Below are 21,946 nucleotides of genomic sequence, written 5' to 3'. Positions count from 1 at the left end.
CAACCGCACAGCACTCCCACGCTCCACACACGCCGTTCCCACACCGAAAGGACAACCCATGGCTCGCTCCGACGTCCTGGTCTCCGCAGACTGGGCAGAGCAGAACCTCACCGCCCCGAAGACCGTCTTCATCGAGGTCGACGAGGACACCGCCGCGTACGACGGTGGCCACATCGAGGGCGCGATCAAGCTCGACTGGCGCAAGGATCTGCAGGACGGCGTCCGCCGCGACTTCCTGAACCAGGAGCAGTTCTCCGCTCTGCTGTCCGCGAAGGGCGTCGCCAACGACGACACCGTGGTCCTCTACGGCGGCAACAACAACTGGTTCGCGGCCTACGCCTACTGGTACTTCAAGCTGTACGGCCACCAGGACATCAAGCTGATCGACGGCGGCCGCAAGAAGTGGGAACTCGACGGCCGTCCGCTGTCGAAGGAGACCGTCACCCGCCCGGCCACCGAGTACAAGGCCGCCGCGCCCGACACCTCGATCCGCGCGTTCCGCGACGACGTGATCGCCGAGATCGGTTCCGCGAACCTGGTCGACGTCCGCTCCCCCGACGAGTACTCGGGCAAGATCCTCGCGCCGGCGCACCTGCCGCAGGAGCAGGCGCAGCAGCGCGGCCACGTCCCGGGCGCCATCAACATCCCGTGGAGCACCACCGCCAACGAGGACGGTACCTTCAAGTCCGACGAGGACCTCGCGAAGCTGTACGCGGACAAGGGCTTCGACGAAACCAAGGACACCATCGCCTACTGCCGCATCGGCGAGCGCTCGAGCCACACCTGGTTCGTGCTGCAGGAGATCCTGGGCAAGCAGAACGTAAAGAACTACGACGGCAGCTGGGTCGAGTACGGCTCGCTGGTCGGCGCACCGATCGAGTTGGGAGCATAAGAGATATGTGCGGAGCACCTGTTCAGACCCAGACCCTGCCCGCGGGCGTCGACGTCGAGAAGGAAACCGTCATCACCGGCCGCGTCCTGGCCGCTGACGGCCAGCCGGTGGGCGGCGCGTTCGTGCGCCTGCTCGACGGCACCGACGAGTTCACCGCCGAGGTCGTCGCTTCCGCGACCGGCGACTTCCGCTTCTTCGCGGCCCCCGGAACCTGGAAGGTGCGTGCACTCTCCAGCTCCGGCAACGGCGACGTGACGATCAGCCCGGACAGCGCCGGCGTCTACGCCGTCGACGTGACGGTCGCCAAGTAGATCCAGACCCTCGAAAGGGGCGCCACTCCTGTTGGAGTGACGCCCCTTTCGTCGTCCGACGGCGGCCACTGCGCGAGGCCTTCGAGGCCGTGTGCCCGTCCGGTGACTGGGACCGGAGCTACCAGTAGTCAGGAACCGGACGACAGCGACGAGCCGGTCGATCCGCCGGACGTCGGGGTCACCGGCGCGTCCTCGCGTGCGAGACCGCTGATCCAGTCGACCACCTTCTCGCTGTCCCAGTACCACGGGTCGTTCGGGTTGGAGTTCCAGTACAGGATGTGCTGGATGAAGCCCAGGAAGATGTACGGCTCCACGATCAGGTTCGCGACGCCGCGGTTGTCCTCGACGAAACCGGCGCCCTCGGCACGCAGCTTCGCGCGCACCACGTCGGCACCGGGGCCGCGCGCCCAGTCCATCATCGCGGCGATGCGCTCCGGCGTCGCCTCCGCGGCCGCCGCGCCGTCGCGGTAGGTCTGGTCGGCCACCTTGCGCAGCACGTCGAGCAGGGACTCGTCGGAGGTGAACCAGTCGTCCCGCGTGACGATGTGCGCGATGGTCCGCGCCGACATCTCGGACATCACTCGACCGAAGTCGGCGAACGTCTGCACCGGATTGAGCACCGTGAACCGCATCTGCCCGAGCACCCCCAGCGCGAGTTCGAGGACCGCGATTTCCGGTGGGGCGTCGCACGCGATGTCGTACGGCCGGCAGGCGTACAGGATCTTGCCGTCGAGGGCCCCGTAGTCGGCCGGTTCCGACGACATGAATCCGCCGCCGCGCGGTCCGGGCGCCCCCAGCGACGGGGTGCCGGCGGGACGGTACGGGTCCCCGACGAGCGCAACCCCGGCGATATCGTCGGCGGTGACGGTCGCCGAGCCGCCGCGGTGGCCGAGTTCGCGGGCGACCCGCTCGGTGACCTCGGCGCCGACGCTGTAGCCGAGCAGCACGAACTGGGTCGCGTCGCCGCACTGTGTCTTCTTCTCGTCCAGAATCCGGTTCATCGACGCGACACCAGCAGCCACCGAGTCCTGGTAGGTGGGCACGTCCTCGAGCAGACCCAGCCCGAAGGTGGACGGGTACGGGACGTACATCCAGCCCACCGTGCCCGGCTGATCCCGATTCGCCTCGCCGAGCGGGACGGTGATGTTGGGGAGCCAGTTCGACCACGGCACCCGCTCCCCGTCGTCGAACGGGTCCCGATCCACCGTCGAGTCACCGGCGCCCGACACCGCGACCACCAGGACGTCGGGGCAGCCGTCGCCGAAGTTGTTCGGGTCCTTCACGGGCGGGCGCAGTGACCCCGAGCCGGATCCCCCCGAGCCCCCGGCCCCCGCGGAACCTTCTGCCACCGCCGGACCCGCGCAGAACAGCAGCGTCACCGCCGCGATCACCCCGCCGAGCGCGGACACGATTCCTCGACGAGCCATCGACACCTCCGACCGTGCGCACCCCCGCAGGCGTGACAGTTCGTGATTCGTTCGCGATTCCGCGAGCACCGTATACCGCAAATCCGGTACGGATCGGGAATCGACAAGATCAGTGCCCGGAACTGCCGCGTTGCTGCCGATTTCGAACGCCTCGGGGGTGCGGTCTAAGATGGGCGCGTGGTCATCTTCTTCGAGGTTCTCCTGGTTCTTGCCGCCATCCTGATCACCTGGTTCTCGCTGTACGTCGTGTACCGGTTGGTCACCGACAAGCCGTGAGTCAGGATCCGGACGCGGGCTCGGAAACGCAGCCTGACGACACCGAGTCGCACGTTGCTCGTGGCAGCGGCGACCGCGCGGTCGCGGGTGCCGTAGAGCGCGCGAAGGAAACGGCGGGACGCAACATCCCGACGCTGCCCGATCTCCCCCTGCCCGAGGACACCGCGAATCTGCGCCTCGGGCCGGACCTGCATCCCGGATTGCTCGCACTGCTGCCGCTGGTCGGCGTGTGGCGCGGCGAGGGTGAAGGACACGATCCGGAGACCGGCGACTACCCGTTCGGTCAGCAGATCGTCGTCTCACACGACGGCGGCAACTACCTGGCGTGGGAATCCCGTTCCTGGCGCCTGGACGCCGACGGTCAATACGTGGGACCCGGTCAGCGCGAGAGCGGCTACTGGCGCGTCGCCGGTGACGGCATCCCCGGCAGCACCAACGAAGAGGTCGTCGAGCTCCTGCTCACGCACGCCTCCGGTGTGGTCGAGCTGTTCTACGGCCAGGCTCTCACGCAGTCGTCGTGGGAACTCGCGACCGACGTCGTCATCCGCAGCGAGTCCGGCGAGCTGATCGGCGGCGCCAAGCGCCTGTACGGGATCGTCGAAGGCGGCGATCTGGCCTACGTCGAGGAGCGCGTCGTCGCCGACGGCCCCCTCGCGCCGCGGTTCTCCGCGCGTCTGTCGCGCTACATCGGCTGAGACAGCCTCATACACAGCAACGACCCCCGGGCCCGTCCACGGACGATGCCCGGGGGCTTCGTTTGTCGTGGGTTTCCGATCTGGACGTGACCGGAGGGCTCGGGGGTCGGGTAGCTGCCTGGGATTCGCCAGCCGCGAGGCGGTCAGTGAATTCCGAGAGCATCGTGGCTAGGTGACAGCCACCTCACGTGTCCGTTTGTCAATCAACTTCAGACCACCTCCTTCCTCGTGTACGCCCGAAGCTACGCCCGGTCACGGCGCTCGGCAACGGGTTTTCGGTCGAAGGTGCCCTCAGCGCAACGAAGCGAGCCCCGCCCCGGAGATGTCCAGGGCGGGGCTCGTTTTCGAAGTGCTCATGGGAGTTCACGGCACGGATTCACGCGCGCAGCGTGCCGACGATTCCCGTTCGGGATGGACTAGCTGATGACGATCAAAGCTCTCTTCGACAATGCCGATGCGGGCAGGGCTACCAGCATGCGCTGGTAGCCCTGCCCGCATTCTTGCCGGAGCCGAGTCAGCTCAGGTTGCCGAGCACATTGCCGAGGATTCCGCCGACCACGTTGCTGATCGAACCCTGCGGATCGGTGATGGATCCGAAGACCTGGCCCGATCCGGTGTTCACCGAACCGAAGCCCAGATCCTCGAGGCTGCCCGAGCCGGCCTCGATGGGGTTCGGCGGACGAACGGTGACGCACACGCCCATCGGGTTGATGTTCCAGTCACCAGCAGCGAGCACGATGTTGGTGCCGGCGCCGCTGTCGAGCTTGGAGCCGACCGTGGCGTTGTCCGGGACCTTGTAGGTGGTTTCCAAGGCGATCACGCCGCCACCCGCGGTGGTCCACCCGCCACCCTTGGCGATGACGGCGTTGTTGCCGACGACGGCGGTACCGGTGACGTCCGTCCACTGCTGATTCCCGATAGCCCATTTGACGTTCAGACGAGCCTTCACCAGCTGGAAACCTGCCGGGTGGAAGTCACGGATCTGGTCGACGAGCGCCCCCGAACCGGACACCTTGGTGAGGTAGGTGACGGTGCGCCCCGGTGCGACCGTGCCGTCGCCGACAACCTCCTTGCTCACGGTGTACGGAGTCCCGAGCGAGCCGGCCCAACTGTCGGTGACCGACTGGCTGAGCGCGCATGCGGGCGCGGCCTGGGCCGCCGACGCTCCGAGTCCGACGGTAACGCCGGCGGCGAGAAGGGCCACAGAGGCGGTTGTGGCTACGGCGTGGCGTAGTGAGCGGCGTGACATGTAGATGCTCCTTCGATCGTTCCTGAGGGGAGGCAGTTCTATGTAGAACGCGTTTCAATTTAGACCGTGAAGTCACGGCAAATCGCCCATACAGCAGTGAAGACGATCACATACTAACCGGTTTTTCGGACGTTCGTCCAGCAGGGCAGTTACGAGGTGGCGCATCAACTTTTGGGTTCACCGACCTGTAACGGCGCGGCCGGTAGCCGCGATTGGCCGAACAATTAGAACGCGTTCCACATCTGGGTACCGCGCTTGCCGACGCGTCGTCCGTGGTCAGGCGGGCCGAGCCGAGTCGAGACCCGCGGACTCCCTGACACAATCCACATCCCGGCCGATTCCGTTACCGACGGTCACGTTGCGATCGGCGCGGGCGTCCGGCGGCAACTGGTGCGTAACAAGGACCACGGTCCGTTCCCGATCGACCAGCCCACCTTCCCGGTCGAGCAGGGCCCGCTGGATCCTCGCGCCGTCCGCCGCGTCGAGGTGCTCGGTGGGCTCGTCGAGCAGCAGCACCCGCGCAGGGGAGACGAGCGCGCGGGCGAGCAGCAGGCGTCGGCGCTGGCCACCGGAGACCGCCCGAGCCCCACCGCCCAGCGACGTGTGCACGCCGCGCGGCAACTGCGCCACCCACTCCCCCAGCCCCACGGTGCGCAGCGCCTCGAGCGCGGTGTCCTCGTCGAGGTCGCCACGGGCGACACGCAGGTTCTCGAGGACCGACGTGTCGAACAGATGGGCGTCCTCGGCGAAGAACCCGATCTCGTGGCGCAGCGCGTCGGGCTGGAATCGTGCGATCGGTGTGCCGTCGAGCGACACGGTGCCGTCGACCGGCGGCAGCAACCCGGCCAGGGTCATGAGCAGCGTGGTCTTGCCCGCACCGCTCCCGCCGACCACGGCGACACGCGCCCCCGGGGACAGATCCAGATCCACGGGCGCGGTCACCCTCTCGCCTCCAGGCCACCCGCACCGCAAGCCCTCGGCACGAACCCGTCCGGGACCCGACGGCACCTCGGCGCCCTCGGGCAGCGGCTCACCGGCCCGATCCAGCAACGCCAGGATCCGACCCGACGCGATCCGAGCCCGGGTCAGCGCGAGCGCGGCCGCCGGCAGGGCACCGGTCGCCTCGAATGCGGCGAGCGGCACGAGCACGAGGATCGCCAACGACATCGGCGTCATCGCGCCCGGCGTACCACCGTCCAGCCCGTACAGCGTGATTCCGATCAGCAGCGACCCCAGCACACTGGCCCCGATCGCGAGCGGTGTCGCGGCGGCGGCGAACGCCGAGGGCAGGGCGGCCCGGTCGGTGGCCCGAACCGCGTCGTGGTTGGTGGCCTCCGCACTCGCGAGGACGTCGTCGAGGCGTCCGGCCACCCGCAACTCGGCGGCATGGTCGAGTGCGGTCACCGCGGTCTCGCTGAACAGTGCCGTCGCGGCCGCGCTGCGGGACTCCGCAATCCGAGCCGCGCGCGCCGACAGCCACGGCGCCAGCACCCCCGACAGGGCGAGGGCGACGGCGAGAACGAGCGCGGCGGGCGGCGAGATCAGCCCGAGCACGACGACGGCGGACAGTGCCATGATCGCCGCGACGGCGATCGGGATCAGCGCCCGCACCACGACGTCGCCGAGTGCGTCGACGTCGGCGCCGGTCCGGGCCAGCAGGTCACCGCGCCGGAGTCCTGCGGCGGCCGCCGGATCACCGTCCGCGAGGCGGCGGTAGATCTTCGTCCGGGCCGACGTGGTGCCGCGCAGCGCGGCGTCGTGCGTCGCGAGGCGTTCGAGGTAGCGGAAGACGCCGCGGGAGATGCCGAGCGCACGCACCGCGACCACCGCGACCGTCAGATCGAGCACGGGCGGCATCTGCCACGCCTTCGTGATCAGCCACGCCGACAGCGCCGCGAGCGCCAGCGCACTGCCCAGCGTCGCGACACCCGCGGCGATCGCGGCCAGCACCCGCCGTGGCTGCAGATCCAGCAGCCGTATCGCCCGCACCAGGTCACGATTCATGGTGCTGCGCTCCCGCGTCCTCGTCGGCCACGACGTCGTGTCGGGCCGCCACCTCGATCACCTGGTCCCCCGCCGCCAGCACGGTCGGGCGATGTCCCACGACCACGACGGTGCGGCCGTGGCGGGCGAGCTCACGTAGCGAGTTCAACACTGTCCGTTCGGTTTCTTCGTCCAGGTGCGCCGTCGGCTCGTCGAGCAACAGCACCGGCCGCGAGGACACCAACAGCCGGGTGAGGGCCAGTCGCTGGCGTTGACCGAGCGACAGCCCCAGTCCCCCGGCACCGACGACGGTGTCCCATCCGCGCGGCAGTTCCGCGAGGACATCGTCGAATCCGGTTGCCCGACATGCCTGCTGCAATCGCTCGGCGTCCGTGTCGACGTCGCCGACGAGGGCGAGATTCTCGGCGAGAGTGCCCGGGACGATCACGGGGTGCTGGGGCAGCCACGCGATCTGTGCCCACCATCCGGCCGGGTCCAGGTCACGGACGTCGGTCCCGTCGATCCGCACCGATCCGGCGTCGGGCTCGGTCAGTCCCAGAACCACCTGCAGGGCAGTGGATTTTCCGGACCCGTTGGCACCGGTCAGCACGGTCACCGCGCCGGGCAGGCACCTCGCATCCAACCGGTCCGGCGCCGTCCCCGACCGGGACCGCACGCTTACGCCCGCCAGTTCGACGACGGCACCCTCGGCCACCACCGCGCGAGTGCCGGTCGGCCGCTGTTCCGCGGCCTCGTCCAGCACTCCGAACGCCTTGGTTGCGGCAGCGACACCGTCCTCGGCGGCGTGGAACTGGGCACCGACCATGCGCAGCGGCAGGTAGACCTCGGGCGCGAGGATCAGCGCGACAATGCCCGGCTCGAGTTCCATGTTGCCGAAGACCAGACGCAGGCCGATGCTGACGGCGATGAGCGCCACCGACAGCGTCGCGAGCAGTTCGAGCACCATCGACGACAGGAACGCGACCCGCAGCGACGACATCGTGGTCTTGCGGTGCGCGTCCCCGAGTTCGCGCACCCGCGTCGCGGGGCCGTGTTCGCGGCCGAGCGCCCGCAGCGTCGGCAGGCCGGCCAACAGGTCCAGGAGCTGCCCCGACAGGCGCGTCAACGCGGCGAGCGTCTGCTCGGATTTCCCCTTCGTGAGCAGGCCGATCAGGATCATGAACACGGGGATGAGCGGCAGCGTGATCACGACGATCATCGCCGCCGTCAGGTCCTGCATGACGATCACCACCAGCGTCGCCGGGGTGAGCGTCGCCGCCAGGATGAGCGCGGGCAGATAGCCCGTCAGATACGGCGCCAACGCGCGAACCCCCCGGGTGAGCACGGTCGCGATCTCGTCGCGGCGCGGGTCGAGGGTGCGCGGCGGCATCCGCACGGCCGCCTGCAGGACCTCGACCTCGAGTTCGGCGACCACCCGGTTGGCGGAGCGGTGGGCGTACCGCGCGTGCAGCCAGGCCGCCAGGACCCGCACGGCCACCGCCACGGCGAGCCACATCAGGTCGGTACGCCAGTCCGCGAGGCTGCGCCGATCGGAGGTGATCACCCCGGCCAGGATCGTGCCGATCAGCACGGCCGAGACGATCACCATCGCGACGTTGATCGCGGACAGGACGACCGTGAGGATCAGGTAGCCGCGCGCCGACGCGGAGTACTTCCACAGGCGGGGATCCACCGGACCCCCGCGCCGCCCCGCCCGTCGACTCGATCGGGCGGGGCGATCGATATCAGTACTCATCCGACCTTCGTAGATCCAGCCTTGCGGGACAGCCCGATCGACGGCGGGATGTGCTTGGTGGAGATCCGCTTACGGAACACCCAGTACGTCCAGCCCTGGTAGCACAGCACGATCGGCGTGAGAATCACTGCCGCCCAACTCATCACCTTCAGGGTGTACGGACTCGACGACGCGTTCTCGATCGTGAGGTTGTACGCCTCGCTCGTCGTCGACGGCATCACGTTCGGGTACAGCGACGCGAACAGCAGCACCACGGTGGCGATCACCGCGAGCGTCGTGAACGCGAACGCCCAGCCCTCGCTCTCGGCCCGGGTCAGGAACACCACCGCGATCACGGCAATTGCCGCGAGTGCCACCAGGATCCACGTCCAGCCCTTGCCGTGAGCCAGCTGGGTCCACAGCACGAACCCACCGGCGATCGGGACCGTCGGGATGGCGAGTTTCTTCGCCAGGTCCGCGGCGTCGATCCGCACGTCGTCGGCGGTCTTGAGGGCGATGAACACCGCGCCGTGCAGCGCGAACACCAGCGCCGTGGTGATGCCACCGAGCAGCGCGTACGGGTTGAGCAGGTCGAAGAAGGTTGACGTCACCTTCTTGTCCGCGTTGATCGCGACACCGCGGACGATGTTCGCGAATGCGACACCCCACAGCACTGCCGGCACCCAGGAGCCGATCATGATGCCCCAGTCGGCACGCCGCCGCCATTTGTCGTCGTCGATCTTGCCGCGCCACTCGATCGCGACGATTCGCAGGATCAACGCCACCAGGATGATCAGCAGCGGTAGATAGAACCCGGAGAACAATGTCGCGTACCAGTCGGGGAACGCCGCGAACAGCGCACCACCACCGACGATCAACCACACCTCGTTGCCGTCCCAGACGGGCCCGATCGTGTTGAGCAGCACGCGACGACGGTTCTCCGTCTTGCCCAGGACGGGCATCAGCATTCCGACACCGAAGTCGAACCCCTCGAGTACGAAGTACCCGACGAAGAGCACCGCGATGAGAATGAACCAGAATTCCTGCAGTCCCATGACGGTCTCCTAGTACGCGAACGACAGTTGCTCTTCGGCCTCCGGCTCGCCCGGTTCGCCCGGGCCGCCGGCCTTCGGCGCGGGCCCTCGACCCGGCGGATGCAGATCGTGCGGCGACGGTCCCTCGACCGCGTACCGGCGGATCAGGTAGAACCACACGACACCCAGCGCGCCGTACAGCAGCGTGAACACCACGAGCGAGGTGACGACCAGCCCGGTCGGGTGATCGGAGACACCCTGGTCGACGGTGAGCCGGATCAGGTCGACGCCGGTCGGGTTGGGATGCACCACCCAGGGCTGACGGCCCATCTCGGTGAAGATCCAGCCCGCACTGTTCGCGAGGAACGGCATCGGAATCGCGATGAGGCACAACCACTTGAACCAGTTCTGGTCCGGGACCCGGCCCCGACGGGTGACCCACAGTCCGGCCAGCGCCAGCGCCAGCGACCCGGCAGCCAGACCGATCATCGCGCGGAACGACCAGTACGTGACGAACAGGTTGGGACGGTAGTTGCCGGGACCGAACTGCTGCTCGTACTGAGCCTGCAGATCCTCGACGCCCTGCAGTGTCACGCCGCTGAACTTGCCCTCGGCCAGCCACGGCAACACGAAGGGCACCTCGAGCACGTGCGTGACACCCTCGCAGTTGTTGTGGGTACCGACGGTGAGGATCGAGAAGTCTGGATCGGTCTCGGTGTGACACAACGACTCTGCAGACGCCATCTTCATCGGCTGTTGCTGGAACATCAGCTTGCCCTGGACGTCACCGGTGTAGATGAGACCGATACCGGCGATGATCATCACGAGCATGCCCATCCGCGCGGCCGGCCGGAACATTCCACGCGCGTCCTCGACGAGCGTCTCGGCCTCCTCCGGAGCCGAGGTCTTGGACTTGCGCATGTTGCGCACCATCCACCAACCGGCGATGCCGACCACGAACGTTGCGGCGGTGAGGAAGCCACCTGCAACCGCGTGAAGGTACGCCGCGATGGCCGTGTTGTTGGTCAGCAGGGCCCAGATGCTCTCGAGCTCGGCGCGTCCGGTCTCCGGATTGAAACGCGCGCCGACGGGGTGCTGCATGAACGAGTTGGCGACGATGATGAAGTACGCCGAGGCGTTCACACCGATCGCGGCCAACCAGATCGTCGCGAGATGGACACCCTTGGGCAGTCGGGTCCAGCCGAAGATCCACAGGCCGAGGAACGTCGACTCGAGGAAGAACGCGACGAGACCCTCGAGCGCCAGTGGGGCACCGAAGACGTCGCCGACGAACCGGGAGTACTCACTCCAGTTCATACCGAACTGGAACTCCTGCACGATGCCTGTCGCGACACCGATCGCGAAGTTGATCAGGAAGAACTTGCCGAAGAACTTGGTGAGGCGATACCAGTGATCCTTCTTCGTGATCACCCACATCGTCTGCATGATCGCGACCAGCGGAGCCAGTCCGATCGTGAGGGGAACGAAGATGAAGTGGTAGACGGTGGTGATTCCGAACTGCCACCGGGAGACATCCAAGACATCCATGGCTACTCCGAAAAGTCGGCCCGTAGGACAGGCTTCGGGGTCGAGACGTGGGCGTCCGCTCGATCCCTGTTCACAAAGCTACTGCGGGCAGAAGCTCCCCGCAGCGGATTGCTACTACGGAATGTAGTAGACCTTTCGGTCGGCGCCTAACCCGATCTAGTCCGACCCCACCGTCTCGACGGCCAACTGAACCATCGAGGCCACGTCCTCGGCCGCCGGCGACACCGACAACGAGAGCCCGTCGAGGGTGTGCACCCGCGCCGCCAGGGTAACACTCGAGACCATCCAGATTCCCTCCGCGACAACAAGATCCACGGGATTCAGAGGTTCGTACTTGCACGTGTATCCCTTGGCCCCGGCGACCTCGAACAGGGCCCGCTGCGTGGTGCCCGGCAGGATGCTGTGCTCGGGCGGCGGAGTGATCAACGTCTTACCCCGGGCGATCACGACCGTCGACCGGGGACCCTCCAGAATTCGTCCTTCACTGCTCGTGAAGATGACGTCGTCGACACCCTGCGCCTGGGCATGCCTCAGGGCCGCCATGTTCGTCGCGTACGACAGAGTCTTCGCCCCCGCCAGCTGCCACGGCGCCGACGCCGCAAGGTCGACCGAGTACCCGCGCGGCAGCGTCATGACGGAGACCCCGTCGCGGCGAGCACGCAGGACACGCTCCGCGACCGGACCCACCGACACGAACGCGGTGGCCGGTCCCCCGGTCTCCCGGCCACGACTGAGCAGAAGACGCATCCAGCCTTCCCGGTCGCGTCCCCACTCCCGGGCCGCCGCCTCGACGGCGCGGCGCCACAACCCACGGCCCGGCAGGGGCAACTCGAGGGCGGTCGCCGACGCCTCCAGACGATCCAGGTGCAGCCCGACCTTGCACGCCCGCCCGTCGCGGACCAACAGCGTCTCGAACACGCCGTCGCCGCGCACCACGGCGAGGTCGTCCACGTGCAGGAGCGGGGCGTCGGCGTCGCGCACCTGCCCGTCCAGTGTCACCAGCACCTGTCCAACCTGCTCAGCCATGCCGCCCACCATAGTCAGAACTCGGCGCGACCAGCAGTTCCCTGTGTCACGCGGCACCGTCGCTCACCGCTCCTAGAATGGGGCCGTGGCCGACACTCCGCACGTTGCACCCAGTCCACTTCTGTCCACGCCCGGCGCGGTCCCTCCGCCCGAGGGCTCACCGGATGCCGGCGTCGCATGGCACTACGGCGATCCGTTCGCCGAGCAACGCGCCGCGGTCCGCTCCGCAGCCGTCGTCGACCGCTCCCACCGGTTCGTCATCGCGATCTCCGGCGACGAGCGGCTCACGTGGCTGCACACCATCTCCAGCCAGCACGTCGCCGCGCTCCCGGACCGGTCCAGCGCCGAGAACCTGAGCCTGGACATCAACGGCCGCATCGAGCACCACTTCGTGCAGACCGACATCGACAGCGTGACGTGGATCGACACCGAGGCCGACCACGGCCCGGAGTTGCTGACCTTCCTGCAGAAGATGGTGTTCTGGTCCAAGGCCGAGCCGCGCGACGGCAACGACATGGCCGTGCTGAGCCTGCTCGGCCCCGACGTCGCATCCTCCCCCGCCTTCCTGGAGGCGCTCGGCGTGTCGGCACTGCCCGGCGTGTACGACGCGGTCCCGCTGGCCGGCGGCGGATTCGTGCGCCGGATGCCGTGGCCCACCGTGGACTCGTTCGACCTGGTGATCCCGCGCAGCGAACTCAGCCGCTGGTGGACCGTCCTCACCGCGGCCGGCGCGCGTCCGGCCGGCTCGTGGGCGTTCGAGGCCTTGAGGGTCGCAGCGCTGCGCCCGCGGATCGGCGTCGACACCGACGACCGCACCATCCCCCACGAGGCCGGCTGGATCGGTGGGCCGGCCGAGCACGGCGCCGTCCACCTCGACAAGGGCTGCTACCGCGGCCAGGAGACGGTGGCCCGGGTCCACAACCTCGGCAAGCCGCCGCGCCACCTCGTGCTGCTGCACCTCGACGGCTCCGCCGAGGGTCGCCCCGAGGCGGGCGAGTCCGTGACCGCGGACGGGCGCACCGTCGGCCGCGTGGGCACCGTCGTCGACCACTTCGAGTGGGGACCGATCGCGCTGGCGCTGGTGAAGCGCACCGTGCCCGTCGAGACCGCGCTCGTCGCCGGGCCGTGCGCCGCCTCGATCGACGCGGACTCGGTGCCGCGGCACGACGAGGTGCAGGCGGGCCGGGCGGCCGTCGACCGGTTGCGCGGCCGGTGACGGGCGCGTCGACCGGCCGCCTCGATGCGGTGTGCGTCGTGTTCGCCGACCGCGACGCACCCAGCAAGCGGGCGCCGCGCACGGCCATCGACAAACGGCCCGTGACGGGCCCTGTGCGCGTCGAAACCGGCGGGGTGACCGGAGACCACGTCTGCGACACGAAGTTCCACGGAGGGCGCGACAAGGCGGTCTACGCCTACTCCACGGAAGAGGCCGAGCGTTGGGCGTCGGAACTGGGCCGGCCCCTCGCGCCGGGCTGGTTCGGCGAGAACATGCGCGTGGTCGGCGTGCCCACCACCGACGCGGTGATCGGCACCCGCTGGCGCATCGGCGACGTCGAACTCGAGATCACCGAGCCGCGCGTGCCGTGCGGGACGTTCGCGCACTGGTCCGGCGAGCCACGGTGGGTCAAGCGGTTCACCGAACGCGCCGACGTCGGCGCGTACATGCGGGTGCTGACCCCCGGCCGCATACAGGCCGGCGACGCCGTCGAGATCCTGTCGGTGCCCGCACACGGGGTGACCGTCCGCGACGTGTTCGTCGGCGACGACGCCGCCCGGCTGGCGCGCCTGCTCGCCGAACAACCCGATCTCGCGGACACGGTCGAAGCCCGGGTCCGCAAGTTCCTGAACCGTCTGGAAGAGCAGGTGCCGTCGTGAGCGTCGAACTGGTCGAGGTCGTCCGATCCGGATTCCGCGAGTGCGTGCACCGCGGTTCCCTGGTGGTGCTCGCGCCGGACGGAACCAGCACGCTGACCCTCGGCGAGGTCCACACGCCGATCTACCCGCGGTCGTCGAACAAGCCGATGCAGGCGGTCGCACTGCTCCGCAGCGGGTTCGTGCCCGAGTCCAGCGAGCAGCTGGCGATCGCGTCGGCGTCGCACGAGGGCGAGCTCGCGCACGTCGAACTCGTCGAGCAGCTACTCGACCGCCACGGCCTCGAGGAGCGGCAGCTGCAGTGCCCTCCGGACCTGCCGGCGAACGAACTGGCGCGCGCCGAGGTGCTCGCGACGGGCCGGCCGCCCCGAACGGTCTACATGAACTGTTCGGGCAAGCACGCGGCCATGCTCGCAGCATGCGCGGCCAACGACTGGCCGATGGACACGTACCTCGACCCCGCCCACCCGCTCCAGCGCACCGTGATCGGGACCATCGCCGAACTCAGCGGCGAACCCGAGACCGAACTGGGCATCGACGGCTGCGGGCTGCCGATCATTCCGGTGTCGCTGACCAACCTCGCGCGGGCGTTCTCCCGCCTGGCTACGGCCGAACCCGGATCGGCCGAGCGATCCGTCGCCGACGCGATCCGCGCGCACCCGCACCTCGTGTCGGGCACCGGTCGCGACGACGCCCGCCTGATGCCGGCGGTGCCGGGGCTGCTGTGCAAGGCCGGCGCCGACGGAGTCCATGCGGGCGCGCTGCCCGACGGCACCGCCTTCGCGTTCAAGATCGACGATGGGCACGAGCGGGCCCGGCTGCCGTTGACCGCGGCGCTGCTCCACCGGCTCGGCGTGACGTGGTCGGAGGACCACGCCGCACTGGCGTCCCAGCCCGTCCTCGGCGGCGGCGCCCGAGTGGGGACGATACGCGCCGTCCCGGGTGTGTTCTAGCCTGCAGAAATTCGCCATCACTCCAGCTCACGGGCCCTCTGAGACAAATCAGACACCACCGGGAACCATTCGTGGAGGCGGAAGCGACATTTGCACGCTAGAGTGTGGGTCAGGAAAACATCAACACTCACGCGGGGCCGCCAAATTCCCCAGGCCGCCCCGCGAAAGCGCGAGGGGGTCAGCCATGGGCCGCGGCCGGGCTAAGGCAAAGCAGACCAAGGTTGCACGGGAGCTCAAATACAGCTCTCCGTCCACGGATTTCGACAGCCTGCAACGAGAGCTCTCGAGCGGCGGTGGATCCGGCTCGTCCCGTAACGGCGGAGTCATCGCCGACAAGCGCTCCGACGAGGACAACCGCCCTCCCTGGGAGGACGACGACTACGACGATTGGCGTCGTTGACTGTCGTCCTGACCCAGTCGGACAAACGCGAATGAGGGGGAGCCCGACCGGCTCCCCCTCATTCGTGGTATCTCCGTGAGTACTTCGCGGCCTGCCCGCGCGTGCAATGCCGTCGCATCTCCGGCATCCCGGGTGCACGTCTGGCGCCTCTGGCATCTCCGGCCCTAACCGGCCGACACCGCCTAGAACGACGTCGTCCCCGGAACCTCGTGGAGGTTCCGGGGACGACGCCTACGTGCGGTCCCGGCTCGGGACGGCCGCTCAGAAGCGAGGGTGATCGCCCAGCAGCAGGGCGCGTGCGGCGTCGGCGTCCGATGCCTTCTTGACGCTGCCGAGGGTCCAGCAGTCGATGTGGCGGGCCGTGAGCACCGCCAGGGCGCGGTCCACGTCCTCGGGCGCGACGATCGCGACCATGCCGACGCCCATGTTGAACGTCTGCTCCATCTCGGCGCGCTCGACACGACCGCGCTGCGCGATCATGGTGAACACGGGAGCGGGGCTCCAGGTGCCACGGTCCAGCTCGGCGACGAGGCCCTTGGGCATCACGCGCGCGAGGTTGTTGGCGAGGCCGCCACCGGTGACGTGGCAGAACGTGCGCACGTCGGTCTCGGCGGCCAGCGCCAGGCAGTCCTTGGCGTAGATCTTGGTGGGCTCGAGCAGCTCCTCGCCGAGGGTACGGCCGAACTCGTCGACGTGCCCGGTCAGCGACATGTGGTCGATCTCGAGCAGCACCTTGCGGGCCAGCGAGTAACCGTTGGAGTGCAGACCCGACGCGCCCATGCCGATCACGACGTCGCCCGGGCGGACACGGTCCGGTCCGAGGACCTGGTCGGCCTCGACGACGCCGATACCGGTGGCGGACAGGTCGTAGTCACCGTCGGCCATCACCCCGGGGTGCTCGGCCGTCTCGCCGCCGAGCAGCGCGCAGCCGGCCTGGATGCAGCCCTCGGCGATGCCGCCGACGATCTCGGCGACCCGCTCGGGGACGACCCGGCCGACCGCGATGTAGTCCTGCAGGAACAGCGGCTCGGCGCCGCACACCACGAGGTCGTCCACGACCATCGCGACCAGGTCGAGGCCGACGGTGTCGTGCTTGTCCATGGCCTGCGCGACGGCGAGCTTGGTGCCGACGCCGTCGGTGGACGCGGCGAGCAGCGGCTCCTTGTATCCACCCTTGAGGGAGAACAGGCCGGCGAAACCACCGAGACCACCCATGACCTCGGGGCGGCTGGCCTTCTTCGCCAACGGGGCGAACAGTTCGACTGCCCGGTCGCCCGCTTCGATGTCCACTCCGGCGGCGGCGTACGAAGCGCCCTGCGTGCGGGTACTGTCCTCGGTCATTGGGTTCTGGCTCCAGCCTTGATACTCGGTGAACGTCTCAACTGCAGCATCCGCAGCGGTCGCGAATGCATGTGCGCATGCGCAATCACCTCGATTGCGCCCTTACGCTACCGGAGTTGCTCGGGCATCCCCGGACGGTCCTGCGAACTAGGGACGAGACAGCGCGTCCGCGTTGTCGTTGTCATGACTGACCGCGGCGCCCGCGGCCGACTCCAACATCCCCTCGAGGACGTTCTTGCCGATGCCCCCGTCCGGCAGCGCGATCGGGTAGTTGCCGTCGAAGCACGCCGCGCACAGACGCGAGCGGGGCTGCTCGGTGGCGGCGACCATGCCGTCGATCGAGATGTAGCCGAGCGAGTCGGCACCGATCGACCGGCGCACGCCGTCGAGCATCTCGTCGAACGTGGCGTTCACGCCGCTGCCCTCGGCACCGTTCGCGATGAGCTCGGCGGGCGAGGCGAAGTCGATGCCGTAGAAGCACGGCCACTTGACCGGCGGCGAGGCGATGCGCACGTGGATCTCGAGGGCGCCGGCCTCGCGGAGCATCCGGATCAGCGCGCGCTGGGTGTTGCCGCGGACGATCGAATCGTCGACCACGACGAGGCGCTTGCCGCGGATGACTTCCTTGAGCGGGTTGAGCTTGAGGCGGATACCCAGCTGACGGATGGTCTGCGACGGCTGGATGAAGGTGCGGCCCACGTAGGCGTTCTTCATCAGCCCCTGGCCGTACGGGATACCCGAACCCTGTGCGTAGCCGACCGCGGCCGGGGTGCCGGACTCCGGCACCGGGATCACCAGATCGCCCTCGGCGGGGTGCTCCTTGGCGAGACGGCGACCGATCTCGACGCGGGTCGAGTGCACCGAACGACCGGAGATGACGCTGTCCGGGCGGGCCAGGTACACGTACTCGAACACGCAGCCCTTGGGTTCCGGGTTCGCGAAGCGGGACGACCGGACACCGTCGGCGTCGATCGCGAGCAGCTCGCCGGGCTCGATCTCGCGCACGAAGGACGCGCCGACGATGTCGAGGGCGGCGGTCTCGCTGGCGACCACCCAGCCGCGGTCGAGACGACCGAGGCACAGCGGGCGGATGCCGTGCGGGTCGCGCGCCGCGTACAGCGTGTGCTCATCCATGAACGTCAGGCAGAAGGCACCGCGCAGCGTCGGCAGCAGCTTCATCGCGGCCTGCTCGAGCGTGCTGTCGGCGGCGGCGTGCGCCAGCAGCGCACCGACGATGTCCGAGTCGGACGTGGCCGCGCCGGGACGCTTGTCGTTGATCAGGCCGGCCTCGCGGGCGCGCTGCGCCAGTTCGGCGGTGTTGACGAGGTTGCCGTTGTGGCCCAGCGCGACGCCGGTGCCGGCGGCGGTGGTGCGGAAGATCGGCTGCGCGTTCTCCCAGGTCGTGGACCCGGTGGTGGAGTAGCGGCAGTGGCCGACGGCGACATGCCCCGGCATGGCACCGAGGGTCTGCTCGTCGAACACCTGGCTGACCAGGCCCAGATCCTTGAACACCAGCACCTGCGCGCCGTCGGCGACGGCGATGCCGGCAGCCTCCTGGCCACGGTGCTGGAGGGCGTACAGCCCGTAGTACGTCAGCTTGGCGACGTCCTCGCCCGGCGCCCAGACACCGAAGACGCCACACTCTTCACGAGGTTCGTTCTCGTCCTCGTCTGGTGCGGTCGTAGCGAGAAGATTCCGACTGTTGACCGACAGTTCGGCACGAGTCACGGCAAGCGCTCCCTAAGGGGATTCGGTGAGGGGGGCGTGCCCCATTCTAACTACCGATCCAGGCACACTCGACGGTCGGTGCGTCGGATCACGTCGATGCGACCCACGTCACATGAACTCACAAGCGGATCAGCGGGAGCCAGTGGGCGATCTCGCCGGCCCGACTGCCCGACGCGCTCAGCGACCCGCCGGCCGCCGCGTCGTCGAATCCGAGTCGTCCGGTCGCCAACAACAGCCACGTCCGCGGGTCGGTCTCGACGACGTTGGGCGGGGTCCCCCGGGTGTGTCGCGGGCCCTCGATGCACTGCACCGCGACGAACGGCGGCACCCGGACCTCGACACTCGACCCGGGCGCGATCTGTTCGAGGGTGCGGGCACTCAGCCGCACCGCGGCGGCCAGGTCCGCGCGGGCCGGCTTCGTCTCGTCCTCGCCGCGCAGCCACGGCCCGACGGCGAGCAGCGCACTGCGGAGTTCGGCGGGGTCGACGGCACGGCGGGCTGGCATGAGCATCAAATCTACTGAGCCCGTCCGCGGCGGCGGAACAAGCCTCCGGGCAGCGCAGTTGCACAGTCCATGAGCATCGCAGCCGACACCCAGAGACCGCTGCTCGATCTCGTCGCGTCCCAGAACCGGGCGATCCTCGCGACCCTCAAGCACGACGGCAGGCCACAACTGTCCAACATCATCTACGCGTGGGACCCCGAGTCGCGCACCGCGCGGATCTCGGTCACCGCGGATCGCGCGAAGACCCGTAATGCGTCCCGCGATCCGCGGGTGTCGCTTCACGTGAGCGCCGCCGACTTCTGGAGCTACGCGGTGATCGAGGGCGACGCGGAGCTGACGCCCGTCGCCGCCGATCCGGGCGACGCGACCGTCGACGAACTCATCGCGGTCTACCGCGCCGCCACCGGGGGCGAGCACGACGACTGGGACGAGTTCCGTCGGGCGATGGTCGCCGAGCGGCGTCTGGTCCTGCGGGTCCGCGCCGACCACGTCTACGGCATGGCGCAGCTGCCCTGACCGCCGGTCACACCGGCGGCAGCGGCACCTCGACCGGGCCGGTGACGACCCGGATGCGCCGCAGCAGCAGCGCGCCACCGACGTTGACCGCCAGGTGCAGCAGTGCCGGCGCGAGGACGCTGCCGCTGACCGCGCGCAGCCGGTCGAAGAGGATCGATGCGGCGGCCGTGAAAGCGACGGTGCCGACCACCGAGTCGCCCGCCACGTGTGCCGGGTGCACGTGCCACAGCCCGAAGGCCGTCGCCCGGACCGCCGTCGCGGCGGCCGGCGGGAACGCGCGGTCGGTCAACGCGGTCAGCACGCCCCGGAACAGCAACTCCTCCGTGACGACGGTGCCGAACGGAATGTGCGCCGACACCCACTCGGCGAAGTCGTGCCGCACCTCGTCGGGCACCGTGAAACGGCTGTGCAGCGACGGCATCGCGAGCGCGCCCACATAACCGACGACGGGGACCGCGGCGGCGGCACTCCCCCACGCCAGCCCCGAGCGGACGTTGCCGAGCCCCAGTTCGTCGCGGTGCAGCCCGCGCGCCAGCCCGGCCGCCGTGGCGCCGAGCGCCACCAGGGTTCCGGACGTCGCCCGGCCCCGCGACGACAGCCGCAGCGCGGGCAGCACCGCGTTGTTCCAGGCGACGAGCGCGGCCGCGGTGGCCGGCCCGGCCGCCCGGCTCACTTCTCGGGCCCGTCGTGCCCGCGCAGGTCCTCGAGGGTGGCGCGCACCCGTTCGGTGTCGGCAGGCGTCCAGCCCTCGGGCGCAGTGACGGCGACCCAGCCGTCGAGGATCACGGTGCCGTAGTTGTGGCCGTGCCCGTCCGGGACGCCCGCGGCATTCGCGAGATCGGCGCTCACCTGCCAGAACGTCACGAACGGGAACCATTTCATCGACGGCAACCGGTCGAATCCCGGTGGCTCGGACAGCCAGTCCGGGCGGGTGAACGCGAGATCGGTGGACCACCACACCACGGGATCCGACGGGTGCTGGATGTAGAGCACCCGCGGCTCGAGCCACGGCCCCTGATCGCCGGGGATCGCCGACGCGTCGTCCGCGAACCGGACCACCAGACCGTCCGCGTACACCGGTTGCACTTCCGGGGTGCCCGGGTCACGCCGGTCGGTGAGCGCACTCCACAGCGGATTGGCGTTGGGCGGACCCACCCACAGCACACCGTCCACGGTCTCGCGGATGTCGGCGAGACCGTCGAAGGCGCCCTCGCCGGCCTGGGTGCCGAGGCTCTCGCCGTACACGTACAGCTTGGGGCGGGTGGCCTCCGGTTTCGTGAGCCAACGGTCGTGCACCGCGTGGATCAACGCGTTCCCGGCCACCGCCGCCTTCCCGCGGTCGGCGATGAACGAGATCCAACTCGGCAGGTACGAGTACTGCGCCGCCACCAGTGCGCTGTCGCCGTTCTCGACGAGTTCGATGGCCTGCGCCGCGGTGGGATTGACCCATCCTGTCCCCGTGGTGGGAATGATGACGAGGGCCTTGCGTTCGAACGCGCCGGTCCGCTCCAGTTCGTCGAGCACGACGTTCATCCGCGCGGCCGTGTCGTCGGCGGTCTCGAGACCCGCATACACCCGGATGGGTTCCTTGGCGGGCTTGCCGTTCGCGGCGGTCAGTTCGCCGGCGTGGATGCCGCCGGAGACGAAGTTGCGGCCCTCGAACCCGAGGGTGTCCCACGATGCCAGCGATGCCGGGCTTCCGGACCGTTCGGGCAGCAGGGGTTGCACGGCACCGGGCCGGGTCTCGTTGTTCTGCAGACTGAATATCGAGTTCACGGCGGCGTACCCGGCGCGGAGCAGGATTCCGTCCACAAGCATGAAGACGAGCACGAGCACCACGGCCAGTCCGCCCGCAGACGCGGCGGGTGGCGGGATCTTGAGCCGCTTGTTCAGTTGGCGCGCGACCCAGCGGACCAGGTCGCGCAGCACCCGCCACAGCGAGATGAGCGCGGCCGCCACGAGCAGGCTGAGCCCGCCGGTGCGGATGTATCCCGTGGTGGTGGTGCCCTCGGCGTTCATCAGCGCCGACAGCTCACGCTGCCATCCGGCCGCGTAGATGAGCATGATCACCGCGGCCAGCGCGGACGCGACCGGCACGAACACCTTCACGGCGAGCATGATCCGGTCCGGCAGCGGCCACCAGGGGCGGCGTGCGAGGCCGAACTCGTAGACCACCCACCCGACGGCGGCGCCGACCGCGTAGCCGATTGCAGCGCTGATACCGCCGATGAGTCCCTGGAACAGCCAGTCGCGCGGAAGCAGCGACGGCGTCAGGGACCAGCAGAAGAACAGTGAAGCGAACGCGATGCCCGTGAAGTCGAGCTTGAGCAGGCCCCACGCCCACAGGACGAACGGGTGACGCTGATCGAACCCGGGGGTGAGGACAGGTGTCACCGGCCGCGGATCCTCCCGCAGCTCAGCGACCGCCTCCCGCTCGACCCCCGAGTCCGTCACA

Annotated in this window: 20 protein-coding genes; 8 read left to right on the top strand and 12 right to left on the bottom strand. The window is 69.2% G+C overall.

Annotated features, from left to right (window positions below; all coding sequences use genetic code 11):
- Positions 1 to 58 precede the first annotated feature (58 nt).
- On the top strand, positions 59 to 892 hold the full coding sequence (locus HUN07_RS05270; RefSeq protein WP_174908347.1) for a sulfurtransferase: 834 nt from the start codon (positions 59 to 61) through the stop codon (positions 890 to 892).
- Positions 893 to 897: 5 nt separating this feature from the next.
- Entirely contained in the window at positions 898 to 1,203 is a 306-nt protein-coding gene (locus tag HUN07_RS05265; protein ID WP_114720781.1) for a DUF1416 domain-containing protein, read from the top strand.
- A 128-nt stretch (positions 1,204 to 1,331) separates the two neighbouring features.
- Here the strand turns inward: HUN07_RS05265 and HUN07_RS05260 are convergent, their stop codons facing one another.
- A complete protein-coding gene (locus HUN07_RS05260; protein ID WP_174908345.1) occupies positions 1,332 to 2,630 on the bottom strand; it encodes a cutinase family protein in 1,299 nt (432 codons plus the stop codon).
- 272 nt (positions 2,631 to 2,902) lie between these two features.
- Between HUN07_RS05260 and HUN07_RS05255 the strand changes: the two genes are divergently transcribed.
- On the top strand, positions 2,903 to 3,601 hold the full coding sequence (locus HUN07_RS05255; RefSeq protein WP_114720778.1) for an FABP family protein: 699 nt from the start codon (positions 2,903 to 2,905) through the stop codon (positions 3,599 to 3,601).
- 514 nt (positions 3,602 to 4,115) lie between these two features.
- Here HUN07_RS05255 and HUN07_RS05250 read toward each other — a convergent pair.
- The 6 genes from HUN07_RS05250 to HUN07_RS05225 form a co-directional block, all read right to left on the bottom strand.
- The gene (locus HUN07_RS05250; protein WP_254622806.1) at positions 4,116 to 4,805 is read right to left on the bottom strand and encodes a hypothetical protein; all 690 of its coding nucleotides are present in this window, start codon (positions 4,803 to 4,805) and stop codon (positions 4,116 to 4,118) included.
- Positions 4,806 to 5,126: 321 nt separating this feature from the next.
- Positions 5,127 to 6,854, bottom strand: coding sequence for a thiol reductant ABC exporter subunit CydC (gene cydC, locus HUN07_RS05245; protein WP_174908341.1), 1,728 nt, complete (start codon positions 6,852 to 6,854; stop codon positions 5,127 to 5,129).
- On the bottom strand, positions 6,844 to 8,589 hold the full coding sequence (gene cydD, locus HUN07_RS05240) for a thiol reductant ABC exporter subunit CydD (protein ID WP_174908339.1): 1,746 nt from the start codon (positions 8,587 to 8,589) through the stop codon (positions 6,844 to 6,846). The genes cydC and cydD overlap by 11 nt, the downstream gene beginning before the upstream one ends.
- Entirely contained in the window at positions 8,586 to 9,623 is a 1,038-nt protein-coding gene (gene cydB / locus HUN07_RS05235) for a cytochrome d ubiquinol oxidase subunit II (RefSeq protein WP_174908337.1), read from the bottom strand. Before cydB ends, cydD begins: the two co-directional genes overlap by 4 nt.
- A 9-nt stretch (positions 9,624 to 9,632) precedes the next feature.
- Positions 9,633 to 11,150 carry a cytochrome ubiquinol oxidase subunit I gene (locus HUN07_RS05230; RefSeq protein WP_174908335.1) on the bottom strand — a complete coding sequence of 506 codons (1,518 nt, stop codon included), beginning with the start codon at positions 11,148 to 11,150 and terminating at the stop codon, positions 9,633 to 9,635.
- 156 nt (positions 11,151 to 11,306) lie between these two features.
- Positions 11,307 to 12,176 (bottom strand): aminodeoxychorismate lyase, encoded by an 870-nt coding sequence (locus HUN07_RS05225; protein ID WP_174908333.1) that lies wholly within the window; start codon positions 12,174 to 12,176, stop codon positions 11,307 to 11,309.
- An 85-nt stretch (positions 12,177 to 12,261) separates the two neighbouring features.
- Between HUN07_RS05225 and ygfZ the strand changes: the two genes are divergently transcribed.
- From ygfZ to HUN07_RS05205, 4 genes are all read left to right on the top strand, one after another.
- Positions 12,262 to 13,392 (top strand): CAF17-like 4Fe-4S cluster assembly/insertion protein YgfZ, encoded by a 1,131-nt coding sequence (gene ygfZ / locus HUN07_RS05220; RefSeq protein WP_174908331.1) that lies wholly within the window; start codon positions 12,262 to 12,264, stop codon positions 13,390 to 13,392.
- Positions 13,389 to 14,051 (top strand): MOSC domain-containing protein, encoded by a 663-nt coding sequence (locus tag HUN07_RS05215; RefSeq protein ID WP_174908329.1) that lies wholly within the window; start codon positions 13,389 to 13,391, stop codon positions 14,049 to 14,051. Before ygfZ ends, HUN07_RS05215 begins: the two co-directional genes overlap by 4 nt.
- Positions 14,048 to 15,001, top strand: a complete 954-nt coding sequence (locus tag HUN07_RS05210; protein ID WP_174908328.1) for an asparaginase — start codon at positions 14,048 to 14,050, stop codon at positions 14,999 to 15,001. Before HUN07_RS05215 ends, HUN07_RS05210 begins: the two co-directional genes overlap by 4 nt.
- A 184-nt stretch (positions 15,002 to 15,185) precedes the next feature.
- Positions 15,186 to 15,401 carry a DUF3073 domain-containing protein gene (locus HUN07_RS05205; RefSeq protein WP_114720753.1) on the top strand — a complete coding sequence of 72 codons (216 nt, stop codon included), beginning with the start codon at positions 15,186 to 15,188 and terminating at the stop codon, positions 15,399 to 15,401.
- 261 nt (positions 15,402 to 15,662) lie between these two features.
- Here HUN07_RS05205 and purM read toward each other — a convergent pair whose 3' ends face one another.
- The 3 genes from purM to HUN07_RS05190 form a co-directional block, all read right to left on the bottom strand.
- The gene (gene purM / locus HUN07_RS05200) at positions 15,663 to 16,742 is read right to left on the bottom strand and encodes a phosphoribosylformylglycinamidine cyclo-ligase (protein ID WP_174908326.1); all 1,080 of its coding nucleotides are present in this window, start codon (positions 16,740 to 16,742) and stop codon (positions 15,663 to 15,665) included.
- Positions 16,743 to 16,889: 147 nt separating this feature from the next.
- Positions 16,890 to 18,470: an amidophosphoribosyltransferase gene (purF, locus tag HUN07_RS05195; protein WP_114720743.1), complete on the bottom strand. Its 1,581-nt coding sequence runs from the start codon at positions 18,468 to 18,470 to the stop codon at positions 16,890 to 16,892.
- 118 nt (positions 18,471 to 18,588) lie between these two features.
- Positions 18,589 to 18,975 carry a sterol carrier family protein gene (locus HUN07_RS05190; protein WP_114720741.1) on the bottom strand — a complete coding sequence of 129 codons (387 nt, stop codon included), beginning with the start codon at positions 18,973 to 18,975 and terminating at the stop codon, positions 18,589 to 18,591.
- A gap of 69 nt (positions 18,976 to 19,044) precedes the next feature.
- Here HUN07_RS05190 and HUN07_RS05185 point away from each other — a divergent pair, with 69 nt between their 5' ends.
- A complete protein-coding gene (locus HUN07_RS05185) occupies positions 19,045 to 19,491 on the top strand; it encodes a PPOX class F420-dependent oxidoreductase (protein ID WP_174908324.1) in 447 nt (148 codons plus the stop codon).
- A gap of 7 nt (positions 19,492 to 19,498) precedes the next feature.
- Here HUN07_RS05185 and HUN07_RS05180 read toward each other — a convergent pair whose 3' ends face one another.
- Both HUN07_RS05180 and HUN07_RS05175 read right to left on the bottom strand, forming a co-directional pair.
- The gene (locus HUN07_RS05180) at positions 19,499 to 20,164 is read right to left on the bottom strand and encodes a CPBP family intramembrane glutamic endopeptidase (RefSeq protein WP_174908322.1); all 666 of its coding nucleotides are present in this window, start codon (positions 20,162 to 20,164) and stop codon (positions 19,499 to 19,501) included.
- Positions 20,161 to 21,945, bottom strand: a complete 1,785-nt coding sequence (locus HUN07_RS05175; RefSeq protein WP_174908320.1) for an alpha/beta hydrolase — start codon at positions 21,943 to 21,945, stop codon at positions 20,161 to 20,163. The genes HUN07_RS05180 and HUN07_RS05175 overlap by 4 nt, the downstream gene beginning before the upstream one ends.
- Between the last annotated feature and the right edge of the window lies 1 nt (position 21,946).

Origin of the sequence: Rhodococcus sp. W8901 (assembly GCF_013348805.1) — a bacterium.
In the GTDB taxonomy this organism is placed as follows: domain Bacteria; phylum Actinomycetota; class Actinomycetes; order Mycobacteriales; family Mycobacteriaceae; genus Prescottella.
This window is presented reverse-complemented; position numbering and strand designations above follow the sequence as displayed.

Coding starts and splice junctions, on each gene's coding strand:
- HUN07_RS05270 (WP_174908347.1), top strand. CDS start 59: ATGGCTCGCTCCGACGTCCTGGTCTCCGCAGACTGGGCAGAGCAGAAC.
- HUN07_RS05265 (WP_114720781.1), top strand. CDS start 898: ATGTGCGGAGCACCTGTTCAGACCCAGACCCTGCCCGCGGGCGTCGAC.
- HUN07_RS05260 (WP_174908345.1), bottom strand. CDS start 2,630: ATGGCTCGTCGAGGAATCGTGTCCGCGCTCGGCGGGGTGATCGCGGCG.
- cydC (WP_174908341.1), bottom strand. CDS start 6,854: ATGAATCGTGACCTGGTGCGGGCGATACGGCTGCTGGATCTGCAGCCA.
- cydD (WP_174908339.1), bottom strand. CDS start 8,589: ATGAGTACTGATATCGATCGCCCCGCCCGATCGAGTCGACGGGCGGGG.
- cydB (WP_174908337.1), bottom strand. CDS start 9,623: ATGGGACTGCAGGAATTCTGGTTCATTCTCATCGCGGTGCTCTTCGTC.
- HUN07_RS05230 (WP_174908335.1), bottom strand. CDS start 11,150: ATGGATGTCTTGGATGTCTCCCGGTGGCAGTTCGGAATCACCACCGTC.
- HUN07_RS05225 (WP_174908333.1), bottom strand. CDS start 12,176: ATGGCTGAGCAGGTTGGACAGGTGCTGGTGACACTGGACGGGCAGGTG.
- HUN07_RS05205 (WP_114720753.1), top strand. CDS start 15,186: ATGGGCCGCGGCCGGGCTAAGGCAAAGCAGACCAAGGTTGCACGGGAG.
- purM (WP_174908326.1), bottom strand. CDS start 16,742: ATGACCGAGGACAGTACCCGCACGCAGGGCGCTTCGTACGCCGCCGCC.
- HUN07_RS05190 (WP_114720741.1), bottom strand. CDS start 18,975: ATGCCAGCCCGCCGTGCCGTCGACCCCGCCGAACTCCGCAGTGCGCTG.
- HUN07_RS05185 (WP_174908324.1), top strand. CDS start 19,045: ATGAGCATCGCAGCCGACACCCAGAGACCGCTGCTCGATCTCGTCGCG.